Below are 21,040 nucleotides of genomic sequence, written 5' to 3' on the forward strand. Positions count from 1 at the left end.
GAAAACGCCACCCTTCGCGCCCCGCAGGTCAGGTCCCGCCTGCTGCGCCCCCAGCACTCCGAACGGTAGGCTTTCCGTGTGATCTTCAAGCGCATCGGCAACGGACGGCCGTACCCGGATCACGGCCGGACCAGCACCCGACAGTGGGCGGACGTCGCGCCGCGTCCGGTGCGGCTGGACCAGCTGGTGACCACCAAGGGCCAGTTGGACCTGGAGACCTTGCTCGCCGAGGACTCCACCTTCTACGGGGACCTCTTCGCCCATGTGGTGAAGTGGCGCGGCGACCTGTACCTGGAGGACGGCCTGCACCGCGCGGTGCGGGCTGCCCTGCAGCAGCGCCAGGTGCTGCACGCCCGCGTGCTGGAAATGGACTGACCGGGCCCGTCCGCCCCTCCACCCACCCCTGCCGGGGACGCCTCGCGGCGGCGCCGGTACATCCTTTCGAGTGCCCCGGTACTCCAGATGATGATCGTTTAGTACCAACAGCGCCGCTCGGCACTAATCTGCTGCTTACACGGCCGTACCCGCGCTGACCTCGGCCGTACCCGCCACCACCCCGCCCCGGCACCAAGGGGGAGACCACCGTGAGCATGTTGACTCCCCAGGGACTGAAGGGGAAGCAGTACCGGATCACCGGCAACTCGTACCCCCGCCTTGGCCGCCCCCCGCGCCGGAGCCGCCGGATCGCCGTCCTGATCGGTTCGCTGCTGGCGCTGTCCCTGATCGCCCTGGGCGGCGTACAGCTGGTGGACATCTTCAACGGCCGCGGCAAGAACGCCACCGCCCAGGCCTGCGCCTCCCCCAGCGCCTCCGGCAAGCCGCTGGCAGCGCCCGCCGGCGAGTCGGTGCCCAGCGGCGCGGCCACCCCCGCCGGCGCCCGCAACACCGCCGTGCCGCAGCCGCAGAACGTGACGGTGAACGTCTACAACGCCACCGCCACCTCCGGTCTGGCCGCGCGCACCGCGGACGAGCTGAAGAAGCGCGGCTTCGCCATCGGCACGGTGGGCAACGCCCCGACCGCGCTGGACCGCAAGGTGCCCGGGCCGGCCCAGGTGATCAGCGGACCGGCCGGCGCCGGCTCCGCCGTCCTGCTCGCCGCCCAGGTGGCCGGTTCGACCGCCACCGAGGACAGCCGTACCGACGCCACCGTCGACCTGGTGATCGGCGACGCCTGGACGGCCGTGCTCGACCCGACCGCGGCGGCCGCGGCCCTGGCCGAGGCCACCAAGCCCTCGCCCACCCCGTCCGTGCCCGGTAGCTGCTGAGCCGGACGCACCCGGCAGACGCGGAAAGGGCCCCACCGGTGACCGGTGGGGCCCTTTCCATGTCCATCGTGCCGCGTCGGCGGTGGCTTCGCGCCGCCGCCCGGGCGGCGCGGTCGGCGGCTGGGTCAGCCGGCGGTGCCGTAGAGGCGGTCGCCCGCGTCGCCGAGGCCGGGGACGATGTAGCCGTGCTCGTTGAGGCGCTGGTCCATCGCGGCGGTGACCACGGTGACCGGCTTGCCGGAGAGGGCCTTCTCCATCAGCTCGACGCCCTCGGGGGCGGCCAGCAGCACCACGGCGGTGACGTCGGTGGCGCCCCGCTCCAGCAGCATGTTGATGGCCGCGACCAGGGTGCCGCCGGTGGCCAGCATCGGGTCGAGCACGTAGACCTGCCGGCCGGAGAGGTCGTCCGGCATGCGGGTGGCGTAGGTGGAGGCCTCCAGGGTCTCCTCGTTGCGCACCATGCCCAGGAAGCCGACCTCGGCGGTGGGGAGCAGCCGGGTCATGCCGTCCAGCATCCCGAGGCCGGCCCGGAGGATCGGGACGACCAGCGGGCGCGGGTAGCTCAGCCGGGTGCCGGTGGTGACGGCGACCGGGGTGGTGATCTCGACCTCGTCGGTGCGGACGTCCCGGGTGGCCTCGTAGGCGAGCAGGGTCACCAGCTCGTCGGTGAGCCGCCGGAAGGTCGGCGAATCGGTGCGCTCGTCGCGCAGAGTTGAGAGCTTGTGGGCCACCAGCGGGTGGTCGACGACATGGAGACGCATGGTCCGACCATAACGGCCGTCGGCACATCCGTACGACTCGCGGGGGGCGGGCCGGAGGTCTTGTGTCAATGACCGAAGCACTGCTCGGGCTGTGGTATCCGTCGCACACATCTGGGAAAGTCGGACGGTATGAAGAGCACCCCGACTCGGAAATCTTCCGCTGACGCGGCGGGCGGGCCCGGCTCGACAGACGAGTCCCCGCCCGTCCCCGAGACCGACGCGGAGCGGCGAAAGCGCCGCGCCGTGTTCCTCAGAGAACTCGCCGAAGCCCGCGAGCTCCGTGCGCGGGTCCAGCCCCGGCGCACCAAGGAGCGCCGAATGCGTGAGGCCATGCGGATGCGGACCTTCCGGATCTGACGCAGGACCGGCCGCTCGGCCGGCCACGGGCGGGCCATTCCGACACGACCTGCGAAGACGCGCTGCCGAACACCCCCCGCAGCGGCGGGCTTTCTGTCACGATGCGATGGGACGGTCCGAACAAGCGGACCGCCTCTGGCGCGGGGGCGGCCAGACCGCGTTCGCCCGAGATCGCCGACAGCCGAGACCAGATTGGGAGTGTCCCTGGTGGCGTACTTCGCTGCACTGCTTGCTCGCACCGGTGCCGGTTGGGATGTGAGCGAGACGGAACTCGACGAGGTGGAGACCCTGAGCGACCTGGCGGACCTGGCCCGCGAGGCGTCGTTCGACGACGAGACCGTCCTGGTCTTCATCGAGCAGGAGGACGCCTGGTTCGGTGTCGTCCGGGTCGACGGCGAGGACGATCCGCGGATCTTCGTGTCCGACGGCGCCGCGGCGGCCCGCAGCAGCTACGGAGCGGTGCTCACCGACGAACTGTTCGTCCAGGCCGGCGAGGACTTCGACGACCTGGACGACCTGGTGGCCGAGCTCGACGAGGACGAGGAGTCGACCCCGGCCGACTCCGAGGACTCGGAGGACGACTCCGACGCCGACTTCGGTCCCGGCGGCGTCCCGGTCGGCCCGCTCGGCGACTCGGAGCTGCTGACCGAGTACGGCCTGACCGCCCGGGCCCTGCTGCAGCTGGCCGGCGAGAGCGGCGAGCCCGGCGAGGCGCTGAGCGAGATCGCCGAGGCGCTCGGCTGCGGCGAGGTGCTGGAGGCCGTTCGATAGCCGGTGCCCCGGTGCCCGACACTGGGTCCATGCAGCCCGTCCCGACCCCGCGGATCACTCCCCTTCCGGCCCCCGTGCGCCCCGACCCGGTACGCGACCGGTGGGCGGCCCCCATGCGCCTCGCCATGGCCGAGGCGGAGCTGGCCGTCGCCACCGGGGACGTACCGGTCGGGGCGCTCGTGCTCGGGCCGGACGGCAGCGTGATCGGCCGCGGCCACAACGAGCGCGAGGCGGTCGGCGACCCTACCGCGCACGCCGAGGTGGTGGCCATCCGGCAGGCGGCCGCCGCGGTCGGCGAGTGGCGGCTCGGCGGCTGCACCCTGGTCGTGACCCTGGAGCCCTGCACCATGTGCGCGGGCGCCATCGTCCTCTCCCGCCTCGACCGGGTCGTCTACGGCGCCCTCGACGAGAAGGCCGGCGCGGCCGGCTCCCTCTTCGACGTCATGCGGGACCGCCGCCTCAACCACCGGCCCGAGGTCGTCTGGGGCGTCCTCGCGGACGAGTGCGCCGAGCAGCTCCGCGACTTCTTCGACACCCACCGCTGACCCGCCGGCCCCGCGGCCACGTCCCACGGCCTCGCCCCGCCCCGCCGGAACGGATTTCGTCCCAGCCGGACCCATCCAGTAGAGTTCCTCTCGGTAGCGTGTCCGAGCGGCCAAAGGAGCACGCCTCGAAAGCGTGTGTGGGGGCAACTCCACCGTGGGTTCGAATCCCACCGCTACCGCCAGAGCATCACGACGCAAGCCCCGTCCGGTTCGGACGGGGCTTCGTTCGTTTCAGGCCCCGGAGGGCGTGAGGCGGTTCGGAGGGGGCAGCGGCCCCGGGGGGGTGGGCCGCTGCCCCGGACGGGGTCCCTCTCCGGCGGGCCGCCTCGGGGAGGCTGCGGGCCGGTCCCACAGCGGGGAGCCCCGGATCCGTGCACCGGGGACTCCTGCCAGGCCCCTCGGCACGTCATCCATCCTGCTGGAGGGCGGCTCCGGCCACATCCGGAGAAAGCCCTGTGCGGGCGGGACCTTCGTCCCGGCGGGTGAACACCGCCCTCACTTGATGGGCCGTCCGGTGGATAAGCTGCGCGGAGCAGTCGGAACGGCCCGGGGACGGGACGCGCGAGGGAGGGAGGCCCGTTCGATGGCTCAGGCGAAGAAGGTCGGCATGTACCTTCTGCTCATCTTCGTGGTCTACACGATCATCACCTCGCCCCAGCGGGCCGCCGAGCTCGTGCAGTCGGGGTTCGTGGGGATCTCGGACGCGGCGAAGGCCGTCGGCGAGTTCATGACCGGGCTGGTGAACTAGCGCCACGGCCGGCACCGCAGCCGTCGTCACGGCCGTCGCAGGTCGGATGGCGGGCAGGTGGGCCGCCCCCGGACCGGGGCGGCTACCGTGGCGGGGTTCGTTCACCCTCACCAACCCCGCTAGGAGCGGCGTCGTGATCCGTCACCTGGTCCTGTTCAAGCTCAACGAAGGCGTCACCAAGGACGACGAGCGGGCGCTCGCCGGCGCCAAGGCGTTCGAGGAGCTCGGCCCGCTGATCCCCGAGCTGCGCGAGTGGGAGTGCGGCTGGAACACCACCGACCGCGACATCGCGTACGACTTCGCGATCAACAGCCTGGTCGAGGACCGCGAGGCGCTCGCCGCCTACCTGGGCCACCCGGCGCACCAGGCCGCCGCCGGGCAGTGGCGCGAGTTCGCCACCTGGGTGATCGCGGACGTCGAGGTCTGATCCGGCCCCACCCCCGCCGGCCGTTCCGCCGCACACGCACGGCCCTTGCGACCCCCCTCCCGGCTACGGGAGGGGGGTCGCGGCGCATCCGGGTGGCGCGGACGGACCAGCAGGGTGGTTCGTCAACACGCCCCGGGCCGGTACTTGCCCGCCCTGTGTGCGACTTGTGATGCTATGACCGGTTTTGCCGGATATGGCGAGGTGGTGACTCGGCCCGACCAGGACGGCGACGGATCAGCTCACATGGTGTCGGATTTGGGAGGGGTGACGTGTCCGTGCGGACACAGGACAGCGCGCCGGAGACCGGCGAGGAGCCCGGACAATCCGCTCCCGCGTCGGCCCAGCCGCGCGCCGCTGCCCCGCGGCCCGAACCCGAGGCACCCACCCCCGCCCCGCGCCCCGAGCACCTGGACACGGTCCCACGGCCCGAGCCGCCCGCCGACGCGGCGCCGCCGCCCCTGCCGGCAACCGTCACCCAGCAGGCGGCCCCGCCCTCGCAGCAGGCACCGCCACAGCAGGCCCCACCCACACAGCAAGGACCCCCGCAACCGGCACCTCCGCAACCGGCACCGCCGGCCGATCCGCCCCTGACACCCGACCGCGCAGAGCCGCCCCTCGACGGCGGTGATCCGGGGGAGACCGAGGAGGACACCGAGGCGGCGGCCGCGCCGCGGACGCCGTTCGGCACCGACCGCCTGCCGCTCGGCCGCCCGGGTGCGCGCGGCTCGGTGGACGTCCGGACGCTCACCCGGGTGCTGTTCGAGCGGCTGGCCGAACTGCCGCCGGAGACGCCCGAGCGGGTCCGGGTCCGAGCCGCGCTGATCGAGATCAACATCCCGCTGGTCCGCTACGCGGCCACCCGCTTCCGCAGCCGCAGCGAGCCGATGGAGGACATCGTCCAGGTCGGCACGATCGGCCTGATCAACGCCATCGACCGGTTCGACCCCACCCGCGGGGTGCAGTTCCCGACGTACGCGCTGCCGACGATCCTGGGCGAGATCAAGCGGTACTTCCGGGACAACGTCCGGACGATGCACGTGCCGCGGCGGCTGCAGGAGCTGTGGGTGCAGGTCAGCAGCGCGATGGAGGAGCTGACGGTCACCCACGGGCGGGCGCCCAAGGTGCCGGAGATCGCGGCCAACCTGCGGATCCCCGAGGAGGACGTACGGGCCTGCCTGGACGCCGGGCGGGCGTACAACGCGGCCTCGCTGGAGGCGGCGCAGGAGCACGAGGGCGGCCTGGCGCTGCTGGACCGGCTGGGGTACGAGGACTCGGCGCTGGCCGACGTGGAGCACCGGGACATGGTCCGGCACCTGCTGGTGCAGCTGCCGGAGCGGGAGCGCCGGATCATCATGCTGCGGTTCTTCGCCAATCTGACCCAGTCGCAGATCTCCACCGAGCTGGGGATGTCGCAGATGCACGTCTCGCGGCTGCTGTCGCGGATCCTGGCCCGGCTTCGGAGCGGCAACTCCTGGGAAGAGTGAGCCGGGGAGGGGTGGCGGGAGGGTTGCCGCCGGATCGCTGCGCGTTACCGGCGGGTGACAACTTGCGACGCTCGGGTTTGCCGGGGCCGGTGTGCCGGTATGGAGCAGATGGACGTCGCCGACCCGGGAACCACTGTGCGGTGGCCGCCGTTGAACAGTCAGTCACGAGGGGGTGGGGCGCGTGTCCGGAGACATGAGCAGTGCGGTCGCAGTCGTCGAGGCGGTCCCCGGGCAGCCTGCGCCCGCCGACCGGACGTTGGACACCCGTACGCTGTCGCGGTCGCTGTTCCGCCGGCTGGCCGACGTGGAGCCCGGTACGGCCGAGCACGCGTACGTCCGGGACACCCTGATCGAGCTGAACCTGCCGCTGGTCAGGTACGCCTCGGCGCGCTTCCGCAGCCGGAACGAGCCGATGGAGGACATCGTCCAGGTCGGCACGATCGGGCTGATCAAGGCGATCGACCGGTTCGACCCGGACCGCGGGGTGGAGTTCCCCACCTTCGCGATGCCGACGGTGGTCGGGGAGATCAAGCGGTTCTTCCGGGACACCAGCTGGTCGGTGCGGGTGCCGCGGCGGCTGCAGGAGCTGCGGCTGGCGCTGACCAAGGCGGGCGACGAGCTGTCGCAGAAGCTGGACCGCTCCCCGACCGTGCCCGAGCTGGCCGCCTTCCTGGGCGTCAGTGAGGACGACGTGGTCGAGGGGCTGGCGGTGGGCAACGCGTACACTGCGAGCTCGCTGGACTCCACCCCGGGCGAGGACGACGGCGGCGAGGGGCCGCTGGCCGACCGGCTCGGGTACGAGGACCTGGCGCTGGAGGGCGTGGAGTACCGGGAGTCGCTCAAGCCGCTGCTGGCCAAGCTGCCGCCACGGGAGCGACGGATCATCATGCTGCGCTTCTTCGGCAACCTGACCCAGTCGCAGATCGGCGAGGAGATCGGCATCTCCCAGATGCACGTCTCCCGGCTGCTGACCAAGACCCTCGCCCAGCTCCGGGACGGCCTGATCACCGAGGCGTAGCGGCCGCAGGGCCGTTCGTCACAGCTCGCCATCGGGGCGCCTCTCCAGGCGCCCCGGTGCTTGGTGATGACGCCGAGCCGGTGGTCAACGCGCTGTCGAACACGGCCGGCCGGCTCGGTCCTGCAGCTCGGCCCGAACGCTCTCGGGATGACGTCAGACGGCGGCAGGGCCGTCCAGGAGGTTGGTGCGGAGGCCTTCGAGGACCTCGTCGTCGAGGCCGAGGCCGTCCTGCCAGAACTTGTCGAAGCCGGCCCAGCTGGCCTCGACCTCGGCGAAGGCGGCTTCGAGGTAGCCGCGGTCGGCGCGGAAGACCGGCAGCAGCAGGGTCGGGTCCTTCATCAGGCCGCGGCTGTAGAAGGTCTCCACGACGTGGTCGATGAGGGCGGCCGTGCGCTCGTTGGTGAGCAGGTAGTCCTCGAAGACGGTGGCCCGGTCGACGCCGAGGGCGGTGAGGACCAGGGCGGCCGTCCAGCCGGTGCGGTCCTTGCCGGCGGAGCAGTGGAAGAGCAGCGGGGTGCCGCCGGGCTCGGCGAGCAGCCGGACCACGGTGGCGAACCGCTGGCGGGCCAGGGCGTCGGTGACGAACCAGCGGTAGAGGCCGGTCATCATCCGCTCGGCCTTGCCGTCGCCGAGCAGGGCGTGCTGCTTGTCGGCGTCGCGGTCGGCGAGGGCGTTGCGGAGGGCGACGTAGATGTCGAAGTCCGCGGCGAACACCGGCAGGTGGTGCAGCGTGATGCCGTCGTCGGTGAGGCGCTCGACGGTGACGGCGGTGTCGGAGAGCTCGGCCTCGGCGATCTCGGCGGTCGGCAGGCCGGGGACGCGGTCGGGGCCGGCCTCGCGGACCTCGTCCAGGCTCCGCAGGTCGACGATCTGGCGCAGGCCGTGGACGGCGAGTGCGGTGAGGTCCTCGTCGGTGAGGCGGTTGAGCGCGTCGGCGCGCAGGACGGTGCCGTGCTTGAGCACCCGGCCGTCGCCCGTGCGGTACCCCCCGAGATCACGGGCGTTGACCGCGCCCGCCAGGCCCAGCGTGCAGGCGGTCTCGGGGAGCTGCTGGGTCACGGGGTCCTCCATGGGCACGGCCGTACGAGAGGCGCGGACCCGTTCAGTCTAGGGCCGGCCGCCGACGGAGCCGCGCCGGCCGATGATCGTCCTCCGCCGGCACCCGGGCCCGCGGGCAGGGCACACCGCGGCAGCGGCCGGGTCCGGTGTGCTCCGGCCGGGAGCACGGCGCCGATCGGCCGCGCGGACCGGGGCGGGCGCCTCGGCGGCACCCGCCCGGGGCGGAAGCGGTGGTTCGGTCGGAGGGTGTTACTTGACGGCGAGCCAGACGACGGCGCCGAGCACGGCGATGGCGGCGACGGCCACCAGGACGATCAGGCCCGTCCGGCTCGACGAGGTGTTGTTGCTGCCGTAGGTGGTGACGGAGCCCGGGGCCTGCGGGGCCGGGGCCTCGTCGACGAACGCCCGGAACATCTGAGTGCTGCCGGCGGGGTCGTAGTCGTTGTCAGCCATGGCAGGACTCTAGCCAACCGCCCCGCCCGGCCGACACCCCGGACCCCCGACGGATCGGCGTTCTCCACCGTCCCCTCACCTGCCGCGACGGCTCCCGGAAGGGGCGGTCCCGGGCTACGGCGGGCCGCGCGCTACGGGCGTGCGACGGGTTCGTGAACGGGGGCCGCAGGCCGGAATGGCGGTCCGGGGTGCCCGGTTGACCCGGGGTATGACCGAAACCCGCAGTGACTCCGCCCGTGTCCGCCTCGGCTCCTCCGACCTGGCCGTCTCCCCGCTCGCCCTCGGCGGCAACGTGTTCGGTTGGACGGCGGACGAGGCCGCCTCCTTCGCCGTGCTGGACGCCTACGCGGCGGCCGGCGGCAATTTCGTCGACACCGCCGACGTGTACTCGGCCTGGGTGCCGGGCAACACCGGCGGCGAGTCGGAGACCGTGATCGGCGACTGGCTGCGCAGCCGCGGCAACCGGGACGGGATCGTCCTCGCCACCAAGGTCGGCATGCACCCCGAGCTGACCGGGCTGCGGGCCGCGACGATCAAGCGCGGCGCCGAGGAGTCGCTGCGGCGGCTCGGCATCGAGCGGATCGACCTCTTCTACACCCACCGGGACGACCCGGGGACGCCGGTGGAGGAGATCGTCACGGCTCTGGACGAACTGGTCCGCGAGGGCAAGGTGCGCGAGGTCGCCGCCTCCAACATCGGCCCGGAGCGCCTCGCCGAGTCGCTGGCCTTCGCCGAGCGGGAGGGCCTGGCCCGGTACGTCGCCGTGCAGCCGCACTACAACCTGGTCTCCCGCGGCACCTACGAGGGCCCACTGGCGGAGGTGGTCGACGAGCACGGGCTGTCGGCCGTCCCCTACTACGCGCTGGCCTCCGGCTTCCTGACCGGCAAGTACCGGCCGGGCGGGGCGGCGGTGGACAGCGCCCGGGCGCAGGGGGCCGGCCGGTACCTGGAGGACCCGCGCGGCCCGCAGGTGCTCGCCGCGCTCGACGAGGTCGCGGGGGCGCACGGCGTCCGGCCGGCCTCGGTGGCGCTGGCCTGGCTGGCGGCGCAGCCCACGGTGGCGGCCCCGCTGGCCAGCGCCCGGACGGTCGAGCAGCTGGCCCCGCTGCTGGACGCGGCCGCGCTGGTCCTGACCCCGGAGGACCTCAAGCTGCTGGACGCCGCCTCGGCCTGACCGCGATCACCGCACCCAACACGACTGTGGACGCCCTCGACCGTCGGGGGCGTCCACAGCCTGTGGATGGTTTCCCGGAGCGCGGGTCAGCCGGACCTCGCCTCCTTGCGCGGTGACCGGGGCAGGTGGCCGGCGGTGACCGCGGTGACCCCGGCGGGGGCGACGAAGGCGACCAGCAGGTGCTCCATGAGCGCCCGCCGGGCGGCCTCATCCAGGTCCTGTGCGGTGACGCGCTCCAGTCGCCGGACGGCAAGCGCGGCCGCCTCGACGGCGTCGTCGACCAGGGCGGTGCGCAGGCCGGCGTCCAGCTCGGCCATCCGGCGACGGCGCATCGACTCGGCGACCTCGGGGGCGTAGTCGAGCGAGAGCGGCTGGACGGAGTAGATCTCCAGCCCGGCGGGGGCGGTCTCGGCGGCGAGCGCCCGGGTCAGCTCGTCGGCGAACCACTGGCCGTCGCGGAGGGCGGGACCGGGCTCGGCGTGGGAGTCGCAGGGCAGGGTGCTGGCCGTCCGGGTGAGCACGGCCTCGACCTGTTCGCGCAGGTAGGTCTCGTGCTCCTCGATCGCGAACAGCACCCGCGCGGTGTCCCTGACCCGCCAGACGACGAGCAGCCGGACCATGATCGGCATGCCGTTGCGGTCGGTGACCTGGACCGGATCGCTGCGCCAGTGCCGGAGCCGGACGTCGACCTGGCGACAGCGCAGCAGCGGGTTGACCCAGATCAGCCCGGTGCGGCGGACCGTTCCGCGGTAGCGGCCCCAGCGGGACAGCACCCGGGTCCGGCCGCCGGGGTTGGTGAGCAGTCCGGCCACGGCGGCGAGGATGAGGACTCCGGCGGCGGAGATCTCCGTGATGATCGGCGCGGAGAGGTCGGGGCGGCCGGTCGCCAGGGCCGCGGGGCTGCGGAGGTCGGGGAGGCCGAGGACCGACGCGAGGACCCCGGCGTTCATCAGGGCCGCCAGCACGCCGGCCACGGCGAGGAGCAGCACCAGGAGGGCGCTCCAGCCGGGGAGGGAGAAGGCGGTCCGCTCGCGGATGGAGTGGTCGGCGCGCGGGGGGCGGCGCGCGGAGTGGCCCTCGGTGGCCGCTTCGGCCGGCGTGGCGGGTTCGGCGGGTTCGGCGGGTTCGGAGCGCGCCGGGCGCGGGCCGTTGAGCGCGCTCGCCTTGCGCAGGGAGGTGGCCGGCGGGTCGATCACCCTGGGCAGGGGCTGGGTGGCGGGGCCGTCCTCCAGCTCGTCCCGGGCGGGCGGTGGCTGGCTGATGAGCGGCCTGGTCACGGCCCTGGCGATCACCCGGCTGAGCTGGGTGGCGCCCGCCTGGGGGTGTTCGGTCAGGTCGGCCGGCCAGGTGTCGGGGCGCTGAGATGAGTCGCGGGTGACGTCCATGCTCGGTCCTCGGGGGTTCGGTGTGTCGCGCGACGGGCGGCCCGGAACGGATGGGCAGTGCCAGCCAGGCTAGATTGATATGCCATCAGATGGGATGTTTTGTTCACGTTCTGTCCGCCATTGGACTGACGGACCGTCGGATCGCCTGCCTCGCGATCAGCGGCGGCGGGTGCCGGATCCCTCGGCGAGCACCCGGCGGGCGAGCAGCCCGGTGGCGGCGAGGAGCAGCAGGCCGGCCACGGCCGTCCCCCGCCAGCCGGGCCGGAGCGAGCCGGCGGCCACCGGGGCGGTGCCGGCGGGCTGCTCCCGAGGGGCGGCCGGGCGGGCTCCGGCGCGGCCGGTGGTCTCCGCGGGGCCGTTCCCGGCGGGGGCATCGCGGGGTTTCGGGGCCGCCGAGGGCGGACGGGAGACAGCCGCGCCCTGGCCCGGCGCGGGGATCGGAGTGGGGGCCGGCGGGGACGTCGGCTGCCGGGCGGCCGGGCCGTCGAGCGCCCGCAGGACCGCGGCACCGGCGGCGGCCACGGCCTCCGCCACGGGCGGGGACGGGCGCGGGGACGCCCCGCTCAGGGAGCCGCTCGGGACGGCCGGGGAGGCGGACCGCCGGGTGCTCGGGCTGCCGCCGGGTCCGGAGGCCGGCGCTGCGGACGCGGATCCGGACGGCGAGGGGCTCGGCGAGGCGGCCGGAACTCCTAGGCTGGGCGCCGCCGGGGCGGAGGGCACGGGGGGCGCCGGTGCGGCCGCTGCGGCGGACGGCGTGGGCGACGCCGGGGGTGACGGCGGCGCGGCCGGGGCCACCGTCACCGTCACCGGCTCCCCCGCCGTCCCGTTGCCCGCCCGGTCGGTGACCGTGGCGACCAGGGCCTGCTCCCCCTCCGCCAGATCCCGGGTGGCCGTGCAGTTCCAGGTGCCGTCGGCGGCGACCACCGCGTTGCAGAGGGTGGTCCGCTCGCCTCCGGCCGCCCGGGCGGTGACGGTGGCGCCGGCCTCGGCCCGGCCGCCGAACCGGGGGCGGGCGGTGTGGAGGGTCTCGCCGGCGGCCGGGGCGGTGAGTACCGGCCGGGCCGGTGCGGCGGTGTCCACGGTGAGCGCGACCGGCTTGCCGTCGGTGCGGTTGCCGGCCCCGTCCACGGCCGTGGCGACCGGCTGGTACCGCCCGTCCGGGAGGTTCTCCACCGGAAGGCAGGACCAGTTGCCGTTCGCCGCGACGGCGGTGCGGCAGAGCTCGGTGACAGGGCGTCCGGGGGTGGCCGCGACGGTGACGGCGACGGTGCTGCCGGGTTCGCCGAGGCCGGTGATCAGGAGGCCGGGGTCGTTGGTGAACTCGGGCAGGGTGAGGACCGGGGCGGTCGGCGGGGTGGTCTTGACGGTCAGTCGGACCGGTTCGCCGCGGAGCACCTGGCCGCTCTTGGTGGTCTCGACCGGTACCAGGGTGTGGGTGCCCTGGCCGGGCGGGGCGTCCGGGCGGCAGGACCAGCCGCCGTCGGCCGCGGCGGTGGCCTGGCAGAGCACGGTGTCGCCGGAGACGACCGCGACGCCGGCGCCCGGCATGGCGCCCTCGCCGCGCAGCTCCGGTCGGGCGTCGGCCGTCATGGTGCCGGTGGCCGGTCGGGAGATCTCGGGCCTGGCCGCCCCGACGGCCAGCCTGATCTGCTGGTCGACCACCTGCCCGGAGTCCGCGAAGCCGCCGGGGCCGACGAGTTGGGTGCCGCCGCGGGCGATCCGCAGCCGGGCCCAGGTGTCCCCGGAGGCGGCGCCGGTGGGCACGGTCCACTCCAGGTGGGCGGTGGTGGCACCGGCCGGGATCTCGGCCTGCACCCGTTCCGGCGGGTCGAACCGGCCGTTGCGGTCGAAGTCGAGCCAGCCTGCCAGGGTGGCCGGGGAGCCGCCGGCACTGACCGGCACGTCGAGGCCGTAGTACCGGCCGATCGCGGCCTCGGCGGGGAAGGCGAGCGTCGGGTCGGCGCCCCGGTAGCCGGACCGGCCGGGCTGGAGCCGGGACGGGCCCGGGTTGGCCCAGGGACTGCGGGGGGTCGCGCCGCCGTCCACCGCGACCAGCGGCCGGTCCCCGGTCCCGGGCGGGGCGGCCGGGGACGGGGCGGCCGGACCGGAGCCGGACCGGGCGGCGGCCCCGGCGGCGTCCTGGCCGAGGAAGAGGTCGGAGAGCAGGTGCGAGACGGTGCCGTAGCCCTGCGGTGCGCTGCCCAGGCTCTCGTCGAGGGTGACGGTGTACGCCTGGCGCAGGGCGGCGGGGGGTGTGGTGCTGCCGGACAGGGCGGTGCTGCGCTGCTCGACGCGGAGGACCACGGTGCCGACGGTGCCGGCCAGTTCGAGGGTGCCGGCACCCTCGACGGCAGCCGGGGCCGCGGCCGGGGTGGCGGTCTCGGCGGCCGGGGTGAGGTCGCCGGGGCTGACCGTCCAGCCGCTCCAGCCGGTCCGGCCGACCAGGCTCGGGGCGCTCGGCGAGCCGCCGGTGACGGTCAGTCGGGTAGTGGTGACGGTGGTGCCGGATCGGCCGGTGGCCGTCCCGGCGAGGCCGCTGACGTGCAGGCGGGGGTTGCGGACCGGGCGGGAGAAGGAGATCTGCAGGGTGCCCAGGGTGCGCCAGGAGCCGTCGGCGTTGGGGCGCTGCTCGGCGACCAGGAAGGTCTCGGCCGGATCGCCCGCCTTGAGGCCGTCCGCATAGGCCGGGCCGCTGCCGTCGGCACGGCCGGCGCGGGCGGCGAGGGCGCCGGGTGCGGCGGTGGCGGTGACCCCGGGGAGCGGGGCGAAGTCCAGCTGGACGGTGAGGCCGGAGGGCAGGACGGCCCGGCGTTCCGGGGACCAGGTTCCGGGGGTCTGCTGGGCGCGGACGGCCGGCCCGGCGTTCAGGGCGACCAGCAGGCCGGTGGCGAGCACGGCCGCCGCCGATCGGCCGACCGTACGGCGCCCGCGCCGCGCCCGGACGGGGCCCGCGACGGATGCCGGTGCGCGGTGGCGGGACTGTCGGCACATCCGGCTCTCCTTCGTCGATCTGCCGCCAAGTCGCGTGCCGGGCGGGATTTCTGACGACGCCATACGATCCGACAAAAGGGAATCACGATCGGGAGTCGGTCAAACCGCGACACCGCTTCGGTGATCGCCCCACCACCCGATTGGCGGCCGCCCGCCCGGCCGTGGATCGCATCCGGACGCACCCGCCGCCCGTACGGCGCGGACGCCGGGCGCCGCATGGCGCAACACGGTTTAACCGTAAAGTTTTTGATCATTCATCAATCGACTCTGTTCGAATTGGTGCGGCTATCAGTAGAGTCAGAGCCCGTGACCATAAATCCCGCAGTGATCAAGAGCAGTTTCGCCGTCGTGGAACCGCACGGTTCGCAGGTCACGGCGCACTTCTACCGCCATCTGTTCGAGCACAACCCGCAGGTCCGGGGCTTGTTCGCCGAACACCTGGACGAGCAGCAGGATCGCCTCTGGGCGGCCGTCGGCGCCCTGGTCACCCACCTGGAGGACACCGAGACCCTGGTCGGGATCCTGCGCGACCTCGGCCGCCGGCACGCCGGGTACGGCGCCGTGCCGGAGCACTTCCCGGCCGTCGGGGCGAGCCTGCTGGCCGCCCTGGAGCACTTCGCCGGCGACGCCTGGACGCCCGAGGCCGCCGAGTCCTGGACCGCCGTGTACGGCGTGGTGGCCGGGACGATGGGCGAGGCCATGGCGGAAGCCGTGCCGTCCGCGCCCTCGGCGTGAGGCCGGCCCGGTGCCCTTCGACCCCGCGGTCATCCGCGCCAGCTTCGCCGTCGTCGAGCGCCGCGCCGACCAGCTGACCAGGTACTTCTACGCCCACCTGTTCACCCACAACCCGGGTGTCCAGGAGCTGTTCCCCGCCCGGCTGGCCGAGCAGCGCGACCGGCTCTTCGCAGCGCTCACCCAGCTGGTGCTCCGGCTCGACGACCCCGAACGGCTCGCCGGGTACCTGGCGGCGCTCGGGCGCGACCACCGCAAGTTCCGGGCCGCGCCCGAGCACTACCCGGCCGTCGGGGCGAGCCTGATCGCCGCCCTGCGGCACTTCTCCGGGCACTCCTGGACCACCGAGATCGAGAAGGCCTGGACCGAGGCGTACACCGTGATCGCCCAGGCCATGATCGACGCCGCCGCGGCCGTTCCCGAGGAGGCGCCGCGCTGGTGGGAGGCCGAGGTGCTCCGCCGCCGCCGGGCCGCGCCCGACGTCGTGGTGCTCACCCTGGCCCCCGACCGCCCCTACCCGTTCACCGCCGGTCAGTACCTCACCCTCAGTTCGGACCGGCGTCCGCAGGTCTGGCGCCCCTACTCCATCGCCTGCGCCCCGCGCGTCGACGGCAGCCTGGAGCTGCACGTCCGGCGGGTGCCCGACGGGCAGCTCTCCACCGCCCTGGTCAACGAGGTCATGCCGGGCGAGCGGCTGCGCATCGGCCCGCCGCTGGGCGAGGCGGTGCTCGACCCCGGCTCCGCCCGCCCGCTGCTCGCGGTCGCCGGTGGCACCGGCTGGGCCCAGACCAAGGCGCTGCTGGAGCAGCTCGCGTCGGACGGCGGCCGGCCCGCCACCGTCTTCCTGGCCGCCCGGGACGACGCCGACCAGTACGACCTGCCCGCCGTCCACGCCCTGGTGGAGCGGCACGCCTGGCTGCACGTCCTGCTCGCCGCACCCGCCGACCGCGCGCCCCGCGAGGAGGGCATCGCCCTGCTGCTGGAGGGGCTGCGCGACCTCGGGGACTGCGCCGGGTACGACGTGCACCTGAGCGGGCCGCCGGGCCTCGCCCCGGCGGTGGCCCGGCAGCTGACCGTCCAGGGCGCCGACCCCGCGCTGATCCGGCACGACCCGGTGCCGGCGACGCTCAACCGGGCCCGGCCGCTGACCTCGTCCGACTGGTTCCTGGACCGCCGCGACGTCCCGTGGATCAACCGGACCGAACTCGGCTGACCGGCCCGGGCTCCGCCCGCCCCGGCCCGCCGGGGCCGGGCCTCGGCGGGCGGCCAGGACACGACGAAGGCCCCGGACTCTCGTCCGGGGCCTTCGGCTGGTGCGCTCAGCAGGATTCGAACCTGCAACCTCTTGATCCGTAGTCAAGTGCTCTATCCGTTGAGCTATGAGCGCTCGTACGACCCCTGGAGGAGCCGCGAGCGGAGGTTGGTGCGCTCAGCAGGATTCGAACCTGCAACCTCTTGATCCGTAGTCAAGTGCTCTATCCGTTGAGCTATGAGCGCTCGCCCTGTCGGCCTGGCCTCCGGGGCGGTGCGGGGACAACATTACATGACCCTCGACCTGGGGCGAAATCGATTGCGGCGAGGCCCGTCAAGGGGCCGCACCGGCCATCGGACCAGCGCCGGAGCGGCGATCGGAGGGCAGCCGGACGCACGAGAGCCCCGGCGGCCGATGGCCGTCGGGGCTCTCCGATGCGGAGGCGGAGGGATTTGAACCCTCGATGGGCTTTAAGACCCAAACCGCATTAGCAGTGCGGCGCCATAGACCGGACTAGGCGACGCCTCCTTCACCCGGACCGCGCCGACCAGCGGCGCACTCCGTGCGACTGCGATGATGCCACAGCCTGAGGCCCTGGCACCAACCACCGACAACGATACTGGGCGGGTCGTCCACGGCGCAAAGAAGAATGAGATACTCCAGTCTCCCGAGGAGAGCGCGAGCCGCGAGCCGCAGCGGCGGCCCCAAGCCGTGAGGAGACCTGTCGACGTGAGCAGCAGGCCGACCCGAGGCGCTGCTCGCCTCGCCGCGATACTCGACGCCCTGCCCGATCCGCTGCTGTTGGTGAACAGCAACGGCACGGTGGTGGACGCCAACAAGGCCGCAGTGCAGGCGATGCAGACCCCCGGTACGTCACTCGTGGGGATGGGTGTTCTCGACCTCCTCCCCGAGTTCGACCCAAGCCGGATCCCGGGCTCGATGCGGCCGGCGGCCGCCGAGCCGGAGGGGCTGGACCGCCCGGTCCGGATGACCGCCCGCCGGACCGACGGGTCGACCTTCCCGGTCGAGGTGTCCGGCAACGACTTCGCCGACGACGGCGCCGGCGAGCCCAGTGGCTTCCTGCCGTTCGCCTCCGCGGGCAGCGACCTGCTACTGCTGCTCGTCCGGGACCTCTCGGGCCGCCTCGGGGTGGAGGCGGAGCTGCGCCGGCAGCACAAGCAGACCGAGATGATCCTGCGGGCCGCGGCCGAGGGCGTCCTCGGTGTGGACCTGGAGGGCCGCGTCGTGCTGGTCAACCCGGCCGCCGCGCACATCCTCGACTACCGGGCCAGCGAGCTGGGCGGCCGCGAGCTGCACCCGCTGATCCAGCACTCCCAGCCGGACGGCAGCCCGCTGGCCCTGGAGGGCTCGGCGCTGCTGGACACGCTGCTCTCCGGACGCAAGCACCGGGTGCGCAACACCGTGCTCTGGCGCAAGGACGGCACCCCGGTGACGGTGGACGTCACCACGGCGCCGGTGCGGGACGGCGACCAGCTGGTCGGTGCGGTGATGACCTTCACCGACAAGACCCGCGAGCTGGCGCTGATCGCCCGCAACGAGCACCTGACGGCGGTCCTGGAGGAGGAGCTCGGCGACGCGCTGACCGCCCTCCACCGCCGGATCGACGCGCTGGCCGGCGACCCGGCCGGGCAGCTGTGGCCGGAGGCGAACTGGACGCTGCGCCGGCTGGCCGACGAGTGCCGCCGGTTCGGCCGGCTGATCGACGGCGTGCTGGAGCACCAGCGGTTCGATTCGACCTCGGACGGCGGCAAGAAGCCGCTGGAGCGGGCCGAGGTCGGGCTGGACGAGGTGGTGCAGCAGGCGGTGGAGCTGGCCGGGGAGCTGGTCGGCGCCGGTCGGGTGCGCTACTCGGTGCACGCGGCGGCCGTCGAGGTCTCGGCCGACCGCGACCGGCTGGCCGGGGCGCTGGCCCACCTGGTCGCGGACGTCAGCGGGGTGACCCCCTCGCTGGACGCGGCGACCGGAACGGCGGACGGCGCCGGGCTGGGTGTTCCGGCGCTCCCGCCGGTGGGCGGGGACGCGCCGATGGTGGTGCTGGCCGCCGCTCAGCGCGGCGAGGTCGCCCGGATCGAGGTCCGCGGGCCGGCCCGCAAGGCGAGCCCGGTGCACCTGCCGATCGCCCGCGCGGTGGTCGAGCGGCACGGCGGCGTGCTGCAGCGGCACGAGCTGCCCGGCCGGGCCGGGACGACGTACGTGGTGGAGCTTCCGCTGGATCCGGCGGCGGCCGCTGCGGGCGCGGCGGGCCGGGCCCGCCGGGTGCCCAAGGAGACCGACACGGCGATGCTGCCGGACCTGCCCGAGGTCCCGCCGGCCGCTGCGGCGAAGCGTGCCGAGGGCGGCGCCGGGAAGCCCGCCGGGCCGGGCGAGGCCCAGGGTTCCGAGGGCCGGGGGATCGACTCCTCGGCGGCGGACGAGGGCGGCCAGGGCCCGGTGGTGCTGGGTGCCGGCCAGGGCGCGGCCCCGACGGGTCCCGAGTCGCCGGCCGCCGGCCGCGAGCAGGCCGACGCGGTGCCGGGTACCGCCGCTGCGGTGGACGCGCTTCCGGCTGCGGCCGAGGATGCGGCGCGGTCCGCGCAGGGCGGTGAGGAGACCGGGCGGGTCGGCCGGCGCCGACGGGCCGTACCGGCGGGTGACGAGTCGCTGGGCGGGCTGGCCCTTCCGGGGCTGCCGGCTCCGGGGGCGGAGCTGTACCCGGGTCTGGAGAACGCGCTTCCGGCCGCCGCGGCGGAGCCGGTGGTTCCCGCCGTGCAGCCGACCGGCCGTCGGCGCCGGCTGGCCGTACCGGCCGAGCCCGCGGCGCCCGAGCCGGCGTCCGTGGAGCAGCCGGCCGCCGAGGCGGCTCCGGCCGCGGAGTTGGAGCCGGCCCGGCCGGCGGCGGCGATCCCGCCGATGCCCGCGTCGGCGCCGGTGGTTCCCGAGCAGCCGCGGCCGGTGGGGTCGGGGCTCGGTGAGCTGTCACCGCCGCGTCCGATGGGTGGTGGCTTCGCCCCGGCGTTCCCCGGGGAGTTCGCGCAGTCCGAGGCCGCGGCGGCGGGCGGCGCGGTCGCGACGCAGCCGGTCCCGGCCGGGCCGGGCGGGTCGGTCGCGGAGGTCAACGGGTCCGGGCCGGAGTCCGGTGGCGGTTCGGGGGCGCTGGAGCTGATGCCCGCGCGGCCGGCGACGGCGACCGCGCTGGAGCCGCGGACCCCGCCGCGTCCGATGGCGGAGCTCGCGCCCGCCGGCGGGGCTCAGGAGGAGTCGGCGGAGCAGCGGGACCAGGTCGTGGCCGTGGACGGCGGTCCGCGGCGGCTGCTGGTCTGGCCGGAGCCGGATCCGTCCACCGCGCAGGCGTTGCAGGAGCGTGGCTACCGTCCGGTGATCGTCCGCTCCCGCGAGGAGGTGGACGCGCAGGTGGCCGGGCTGCCGGCGGCACTGTTCGTGGATCCGCTGACCGGTCCGATCACCCGGACGGCGCTGCAGTCGCTGCGGACGGCGGCGTTGAACAGCCGGGTTCCGGTGCTGGTGACGGCCGGTCTCGGGCAGGCGACCCGGGATGCCGCGTACGGCGCGGATCCGGCGGTGCTGCTGCGGGCGCTGGCTCCGCGGGACGGGGAGAACCACGCGGCGCGGGTGCTGCTGGTGGAGTCCGACCCGGACATCGCGGCGGCGATGATCGCCAGCCTGGAGCGGCGGGGCATGCACGTGGAGCACGCCCAGGACGAGAACGAGGCGGTGGCCCGGGCGAGCAGCGTGCAGCCCAACCTGGTGGTGATGGACCTGCTGCAGATCCGTCGCCGCCGGGTCGGGCTGCTGGACTGGCTGCGGGCGAACGACCGGCTGTACCGGACGCCGCTGGTCGTCTACACCTCGGTGGACCTCGATCCGCAGGAGCTGCCGAGGCTGCGGACCGGTGAGACGGTGCTGTTCCTGGCCGAGCGGTCGACGACCGAGGACGTGCAGTCCAGGATCGTCGACCTGCTGACCCGGATCGGCGCGATGGGCGAGGTCGGCTCCGCGGGTCAGTGACCGGCCCCGCGGATGCCGGCGGCTCTGCGCCGGCGGGAGGCCGGGGTCAGTGGTGCGCGTGCACCACGGCGTGGCCCCGGCCGCGGCCGATCAGCCAGCGGTTGACCGGCACGGTGATCACGAAGGCCAGGGCCAGTGCGGCGGCCAGGGAGGCCCAGAAGAGCGGGCTGTCCAGTCCGGCGTCCATGGCGCCGGGGATGGCGACCATGGCCGTGTTGTCGATGATCTCCATGACCACGATCGACAGGGTGTCGGCGGCCAGCGCCACGCGGAACGCCTGACCGAGGTCGAGGCCGGCCCTCAGGACGCCGCGCATGGTGAGGGCGTAGCCGAAGGCGAAGGCGAGCAGCACGGAGAGCGCGATGGTGGCGCCGCCGTGCAGGCCGAGCGCGGTGCCGATGACCAGGCCGAGGATCTCGCCGATGGCACAGCCGGTGAGGCAGTGCAGGGTCGCCTGGGCGGCGGTCCGCCAGCTGCTGCCGGTGGGCGGGGTGTGGTGGTGCCGGTGGTGGGGGTGCTGGTGGTGTGCGTGGCGGTTGTCCATGGCGGGCCCCTCCGTGTCGTCCTCACCGTTCGGCTTCGACAACCACAT

At 74.5% G+C, this 21,040-nt stretch carries 19 protein-coding genes and 4 tRNA genes; 14 read left to right on the forward strand and 9 right to left on the reverse strand.

Annotated elements, in window-relative coordinates; translation table 11 throughout:
* Positions 1 to 78: 78 nt before the first annotated feature.
* On the forward strand, positions 79 to 375 hold the full coding sequence (locus ABWK59_RS16915; protein ID WP_014136828.1) for a type II toxin-antitoxin system VapB family antitoxin: 297 nt from the start codon (positions 79 to 81) through the stop codon (positions 373 to 375).
* Positions 376 to 590: 215 nt separating this feature from the next.
* Positions 591 to 1,265, forward strand: coding sequence for a LytR C-terminal domain-containing protein (locus ABWK59_RS16920; RefSeq protein ID WP_354644983.1), 675 nt, complete (start codon positions 591 to 593; stop codon positions 1,263 to 1,265).
* Between the two features lie 125 nt (positions 1,266 to 1,390).
* On the opposite strand, the gene upp is transcribed toward ABWK59_RS16920, so the two are convergent.
* Positions 1,391 to 2,026 carry a uracil phosphoribosyltransferase gene (upp, locus tag ABWK59_RS16925; RefSeq protein ID WP_354641420.1) on the reverse strand — a complete coding sequence of 212 codons (636 nt, stop codon included), beginning with the start codon at positions 2,024 to 2,026 and terminating at the stop codon, positions 1,391 to 1,393.
* A 129-nt stretch (positions 2,027 to 2,155) separates the two neighbouring features.
* Between upp and ABWK59_RS16930 the strand changes: the two genes are divergently transcribed.
* From ABWK59_RS16930 to ABWK59_RS16965, 8 genes are all read left to right on the forward strand, one after another.
* Positions 2,156 to 2,383, forward strand: a complete 228-nt coding sequence (locus ABWK59_RS16930) for a hypothetical protein (RefSeq protein ID WP_354641421.1) — start codon at positions 2,156 to 2,158, stop codon at positions 2,381 to 2,383.
* Positions 2,384 to 2,638: 255 nt separating this feature from the next.
* Positions 2,639 to 3,154: a hypothetical protein gene (locus ABWK59_RS16935; RefSeq protein ID WP_420492793.1), complete on the forward strand. Its 516-nt coding sequence runs from the start codon at positions 2,639 to 2,641 to the stop codon at positions 3,152 to 3,154.
* A 29-nt stretch (positions 3,155 to 3,183) separates the two neighbouring features.
* Positions 3,184 to 3,699 carry a tRNA adenosine(34) deaminase TadA gene (tadA, locus tag ABWK59_RS16940; protein WP_354641423.1) on the forward strand — a complete coding sequence of 172 codons (516 nt, stop codon included), beginning with the start codon at positions 3,184 to 3,186 and terminating at the stop codon, positions 3,697 to 3,699.
* Positions 3,700 to 3,791: 92 nt separating this feature from the next.
* Positions 3,792 to 3,881: transfer RNA gene (locus ABWK59_RS16945), tRNA-Ser, on the forward strand.
* Between the two features lie 401 nt (positions 3,882 to 4,282).
* A complete protein-coding gene (locus ABWK59_RS16950; protein ID WP_354641424.1) occupies positions 4,283 to 4,447 on the forward strand; it encodes a hypothetical protein in 165 nt (54 codons plus the stop codon).
* A 133-nt stretch (positions 4,448 to 4,580) separates the two neighbouring features.
* Positions 4,581 to 4,874 (forward strand): Dabb family protein, encoded by a 294-nt coding sequence (locus ABWK59_RS16955; protein ID WP_354641425.1) that lies wholly within the window; start codon positions 4,581 to 4,583, stop codon positions 4,872 to 4,874.
* A 275-nt stretch (positions 4,875 to 5,149) separates the two neighbouring features.
* Positions 5,150 to 6,358 carry an RNA polymerase sigma factor SigF gene (locus tag ABWK59_RS16960; RefSeq protein WP_420492926.1) on the forward strand — a complete coding sequence of 403 codons (1,209 nt, stop codon included), beginning with the start codon at positions 5,150 to 5,152 and terminating at the stop codon, positions 6,356 to 6,358.
* Between the two features lie 193 nt (positions 6,359 to 6,551).
* The gene (locus ABWK59_RS16965) at positions 6,552 to 7,376 is read left to right on the forward strand and encodes an RNA polymerase sigma factor SigF (RefSeq protein ID WP_354641426.1); all 825 of its coding nucleotides are present in this window, start codon (positions 6,552 to 6,554) and stop codon (positions 7,374 to 7,376) included.
* Positions 7,377 to 7,529: 153 nt separating this feature from the next.
* Here the strand turns inward: ABWK59_RS16965 and ABWK59_RS16970 are convergent, their stop codons facing one another.
* Positions 7,530 to 8,435, reverse strand: coding sequence for a tyrosine-protein phosphatase (locus tag ABWK59_RS16970; protein ID WP_354641427.1), 906 nt, complete (start codon positions 8,433 to 8,435; stop codon positions 7,530 to 7,532).
* A gap of 249 nt (positions 8,436 to 8,684) precedes the next feature.
* The gene (locus tag ABWK59_RS16975; protein ID WP_354641428.1) at positions 8,685 to 8,888 is read right to left on the reverse strand and encodes a hypothetical protein; all 204 of its coding nucleotides are present in this window, start codon (positions 8,886 to 8,888) and stop codon (positions 8,685 to 8,687) included.
* Between the two features lie 208 nt (positions 8,889 to 9,096).
* Here ABWK59_RS16975 and ABWK59_RS16980 point away from each other — a divergent pair, with 208 nt between their 5' ends.
* Positions 9,097 to 10,062 (forward strand): aldo/keto reductase, encoded by a 966-nt coding sequence (locus tag ABWK59_RS16980; RefSeq protein ID WP_354641429.1) that lies wholly within the window; start codon positions 9,097 to 9,099, stop codon positions 10,060 to 10,062.
* Between the two features lie 86 nt (positions 10,063 to 10,148).
* Here ABWK59_RS16980 and ABWK59_RS16985 read toward each other — a convergent pair whose 3' ends face one another.
* Together ABWK59_RS16985 and ABWK59_RS16990 are read right to left on the reverse strand one after the other, a co-directional pair.
* Positions 10,149 to 11,447: an SPFH domain-containing protein gene (locus ABWK59_RS16985; RefSeq protein ID WP_354641430.1), complete on the reverse strand. Its 1,299-nt coding sequence runs from the start codon at positions 11,445 to 11,447 to the stop codon at positions 10,149 to 10,151.
* Between the two features lie 156 nt (positions 11,448 to 11,603).
* On the reverse strand, positions 11,604 to 14,438 hold the full coding sequence (locus ABWK59_RS16990) for an Ig-like domain-containing protein (protein ID WP_354641431.1): 2,835 nt from the start codon (positions 14,436 to 14,438) through the stop codon (positions 11,604 to 11,606).
* A gap of 324 nt (positions 14,439 to 14,762) precedes the next feature.
* Between ABWK59_RS16990 and ABWK59_RS16995 the strand changes: the two genes are divergently transcribed.
* Positions 14,763 to 15,173: a globin family protein gene (locus tag ABWK59_RS16995; protein WP_354641432.1), complete on the forward strand. Its 411-nt coding sequence runs from the start codon at positions 14,763 to 14,765 to the stop codon at positions 15,171 to 15,173.
* A gap of 10 nt (positions 15,174 to 15,183) precedes the next feature.
* Positions 15,184 to 16,383 carry a globin domain-containing protein gene (locus tag ABWK59_RS17000; RefSeq protein WP_354641433.1) on the forward strand — a complete coding sequence of 400 codons (1,200 nt, stop codon included), beginning with the start codon at positions 15,184 to 15,186 and terminating at the stop codon, positions 16,381 to 16,383.
* A 98-nt stretch (positions 16,384 to 16,481) separates the two neighbouring features.
* Here the strand turns inward: ABWK59_RS17000 and ABWK59_RS17005 are convergent.
* The 3 genes from ABWK59_RS17005 to ABWK59_RS17015 all read right to left on the reverse strand — a co-directional run bounded on the left by ABWK59_RS17005 (position 16,482) and on the right by ABWK59_RS17015 (position 16,950).
* A tRNA-Arg gene (locus ABWK59_RS17005) sits at positions 16,482 to 16,557 on the reverse strand.
* Positions 16,558 to 16,591: 34 nt separating this feature from the next.
* Positions 16,592 to 16,667: transfer RNA gene (locus tag ABWK59_RS17010), tRNA-Arg, on the reverse strand.
* 192 nt (positions 16,668 to 16,859) lie between these two features.
* A tRNA-Ser gene (locus ABWK59_RS17015) sits at positions 16,860 to 16,950 on the reverse strand.
* Positions 16,951 to 17,151: 201 nt separating this feature from the next.
* Between ABWK59_RS17015 and ABWK59_RS17020 the strand changes: the two genes are divergently transcribed.
* On the forward strand, positions 17,152 to 20,448 hold the full coding sequence (locus ABWK59_RS17020; RefSeq protein WP_354641434.1) for a PAS domain-containing protein: 3,297 nt from the start codon (positions 17,152 to 17,154) through the stop codon (positions 20,446 to 20,448).
* 46 nt (positions 20,449 to 20,494) lie between these two features.
* Here ABWK59_RS17020 and ABWK59_RS17025 read toward each other — a convergent pair whose 3' ends face one another.
* The gene (locus ABWK59_RS17025) at positions 20,495 to 20,992 is read right to left on the reverse strand and encodes a DUF4396 domain-containing protein (RefSeq protein WP_354641435.1); all 498 of its coding nucleotides are present in this window, start codon (positions 20,990 to 20,992) and stop codon (positions 20,495 to 20,497) included.
* Positions 20,993 to 21,040 lie beyond the last annotated feature (48 nt).

The organism is Kitasatospora sp. HUAS MG31 (genome assembly GCF_040571325.1).
GTDB lineage: Bacteria > Actinomycetota > Actinomycetes > Streptomycetales > Streptomycetaceae > Kitasatospora > Kitasatospora camelliae.

Coding starts and splice junctions, on each gene's coding strand:
- ABWK59_RS16920 (WP_354644983.1), top strand. CDS start 591: ATGTTGACTCCCCAGGGACTGAAGGGGAAGCAGTACCGGATCACCGGC.
- upp (WP_354641420.1), bottom strand. CDS start 2,026: ATGCGTCTCCATGTCGTCGACCACCCGCTGGTGGCCCACAAGCTCTCA.
- ABWK59_RS16930 (WP_354641421.1), top strand. CDS start 2,156: ATGAAGAGCACCCCGACTCGGAAATCTTCCGCTGACGCGGCGGGCGGG.
- tadA (WP_354641423.1), top strand. CDS start 3,184: ATGCAGCCCGTCCCGACCCCGCGGATCACTCCCCTTCCGGCCCCCGTG.
- ABWK59_RS16950 (WP_354641424.1), top strand. CDS start 4,283: ATGGCTCAGGCGAAGAAGGTCGGCATGTACCTTCTGCTCATCTTCGTG.
- ABWK59_RS16965 (WP_354641426.1), top strand. CDS start 6,552: ATGAGCAGTGCGGTCGCAGTCGTCGAGGCGGTCCCCGGGCAGCCTGCG.
- ABWK59_RS16975 (WP_354641428.1), bottom strand. CDS start 8,888: ATGGCTGACAACGACTACGACCCCGCCGGCAGCACTCAGATGTTCCGG.
- ABWK59_RS16980 (WP_354641429.1), top strand. CDS start 9,097: ATGACCGAAACCCGCAGTGACTCCGCCCGTGTCCGCCTCGGCTCCTCC.
- ABWK59_RS16985 (WP_354641430.1), bottom strand. CDS start 11,447: ATGGACGTCACCCGCGACTCATCTCAGCGCCCCGACACCTGGCCGGCC.
- ABWK59_RS16990 (WP_354641431.1), bottom strand. CDS start 14,438: ATGTGCCGACAGTCCCGCCACCGCGCACCGGCATCCGTCGCGGGCCCC.
- ABWK59_RS17025 (WP_354641435.1), bottom strand. CDS start 20,992: ATGGACAACCGCCACGCACACCACCAGCACCCCCACCACCGGCACCAC.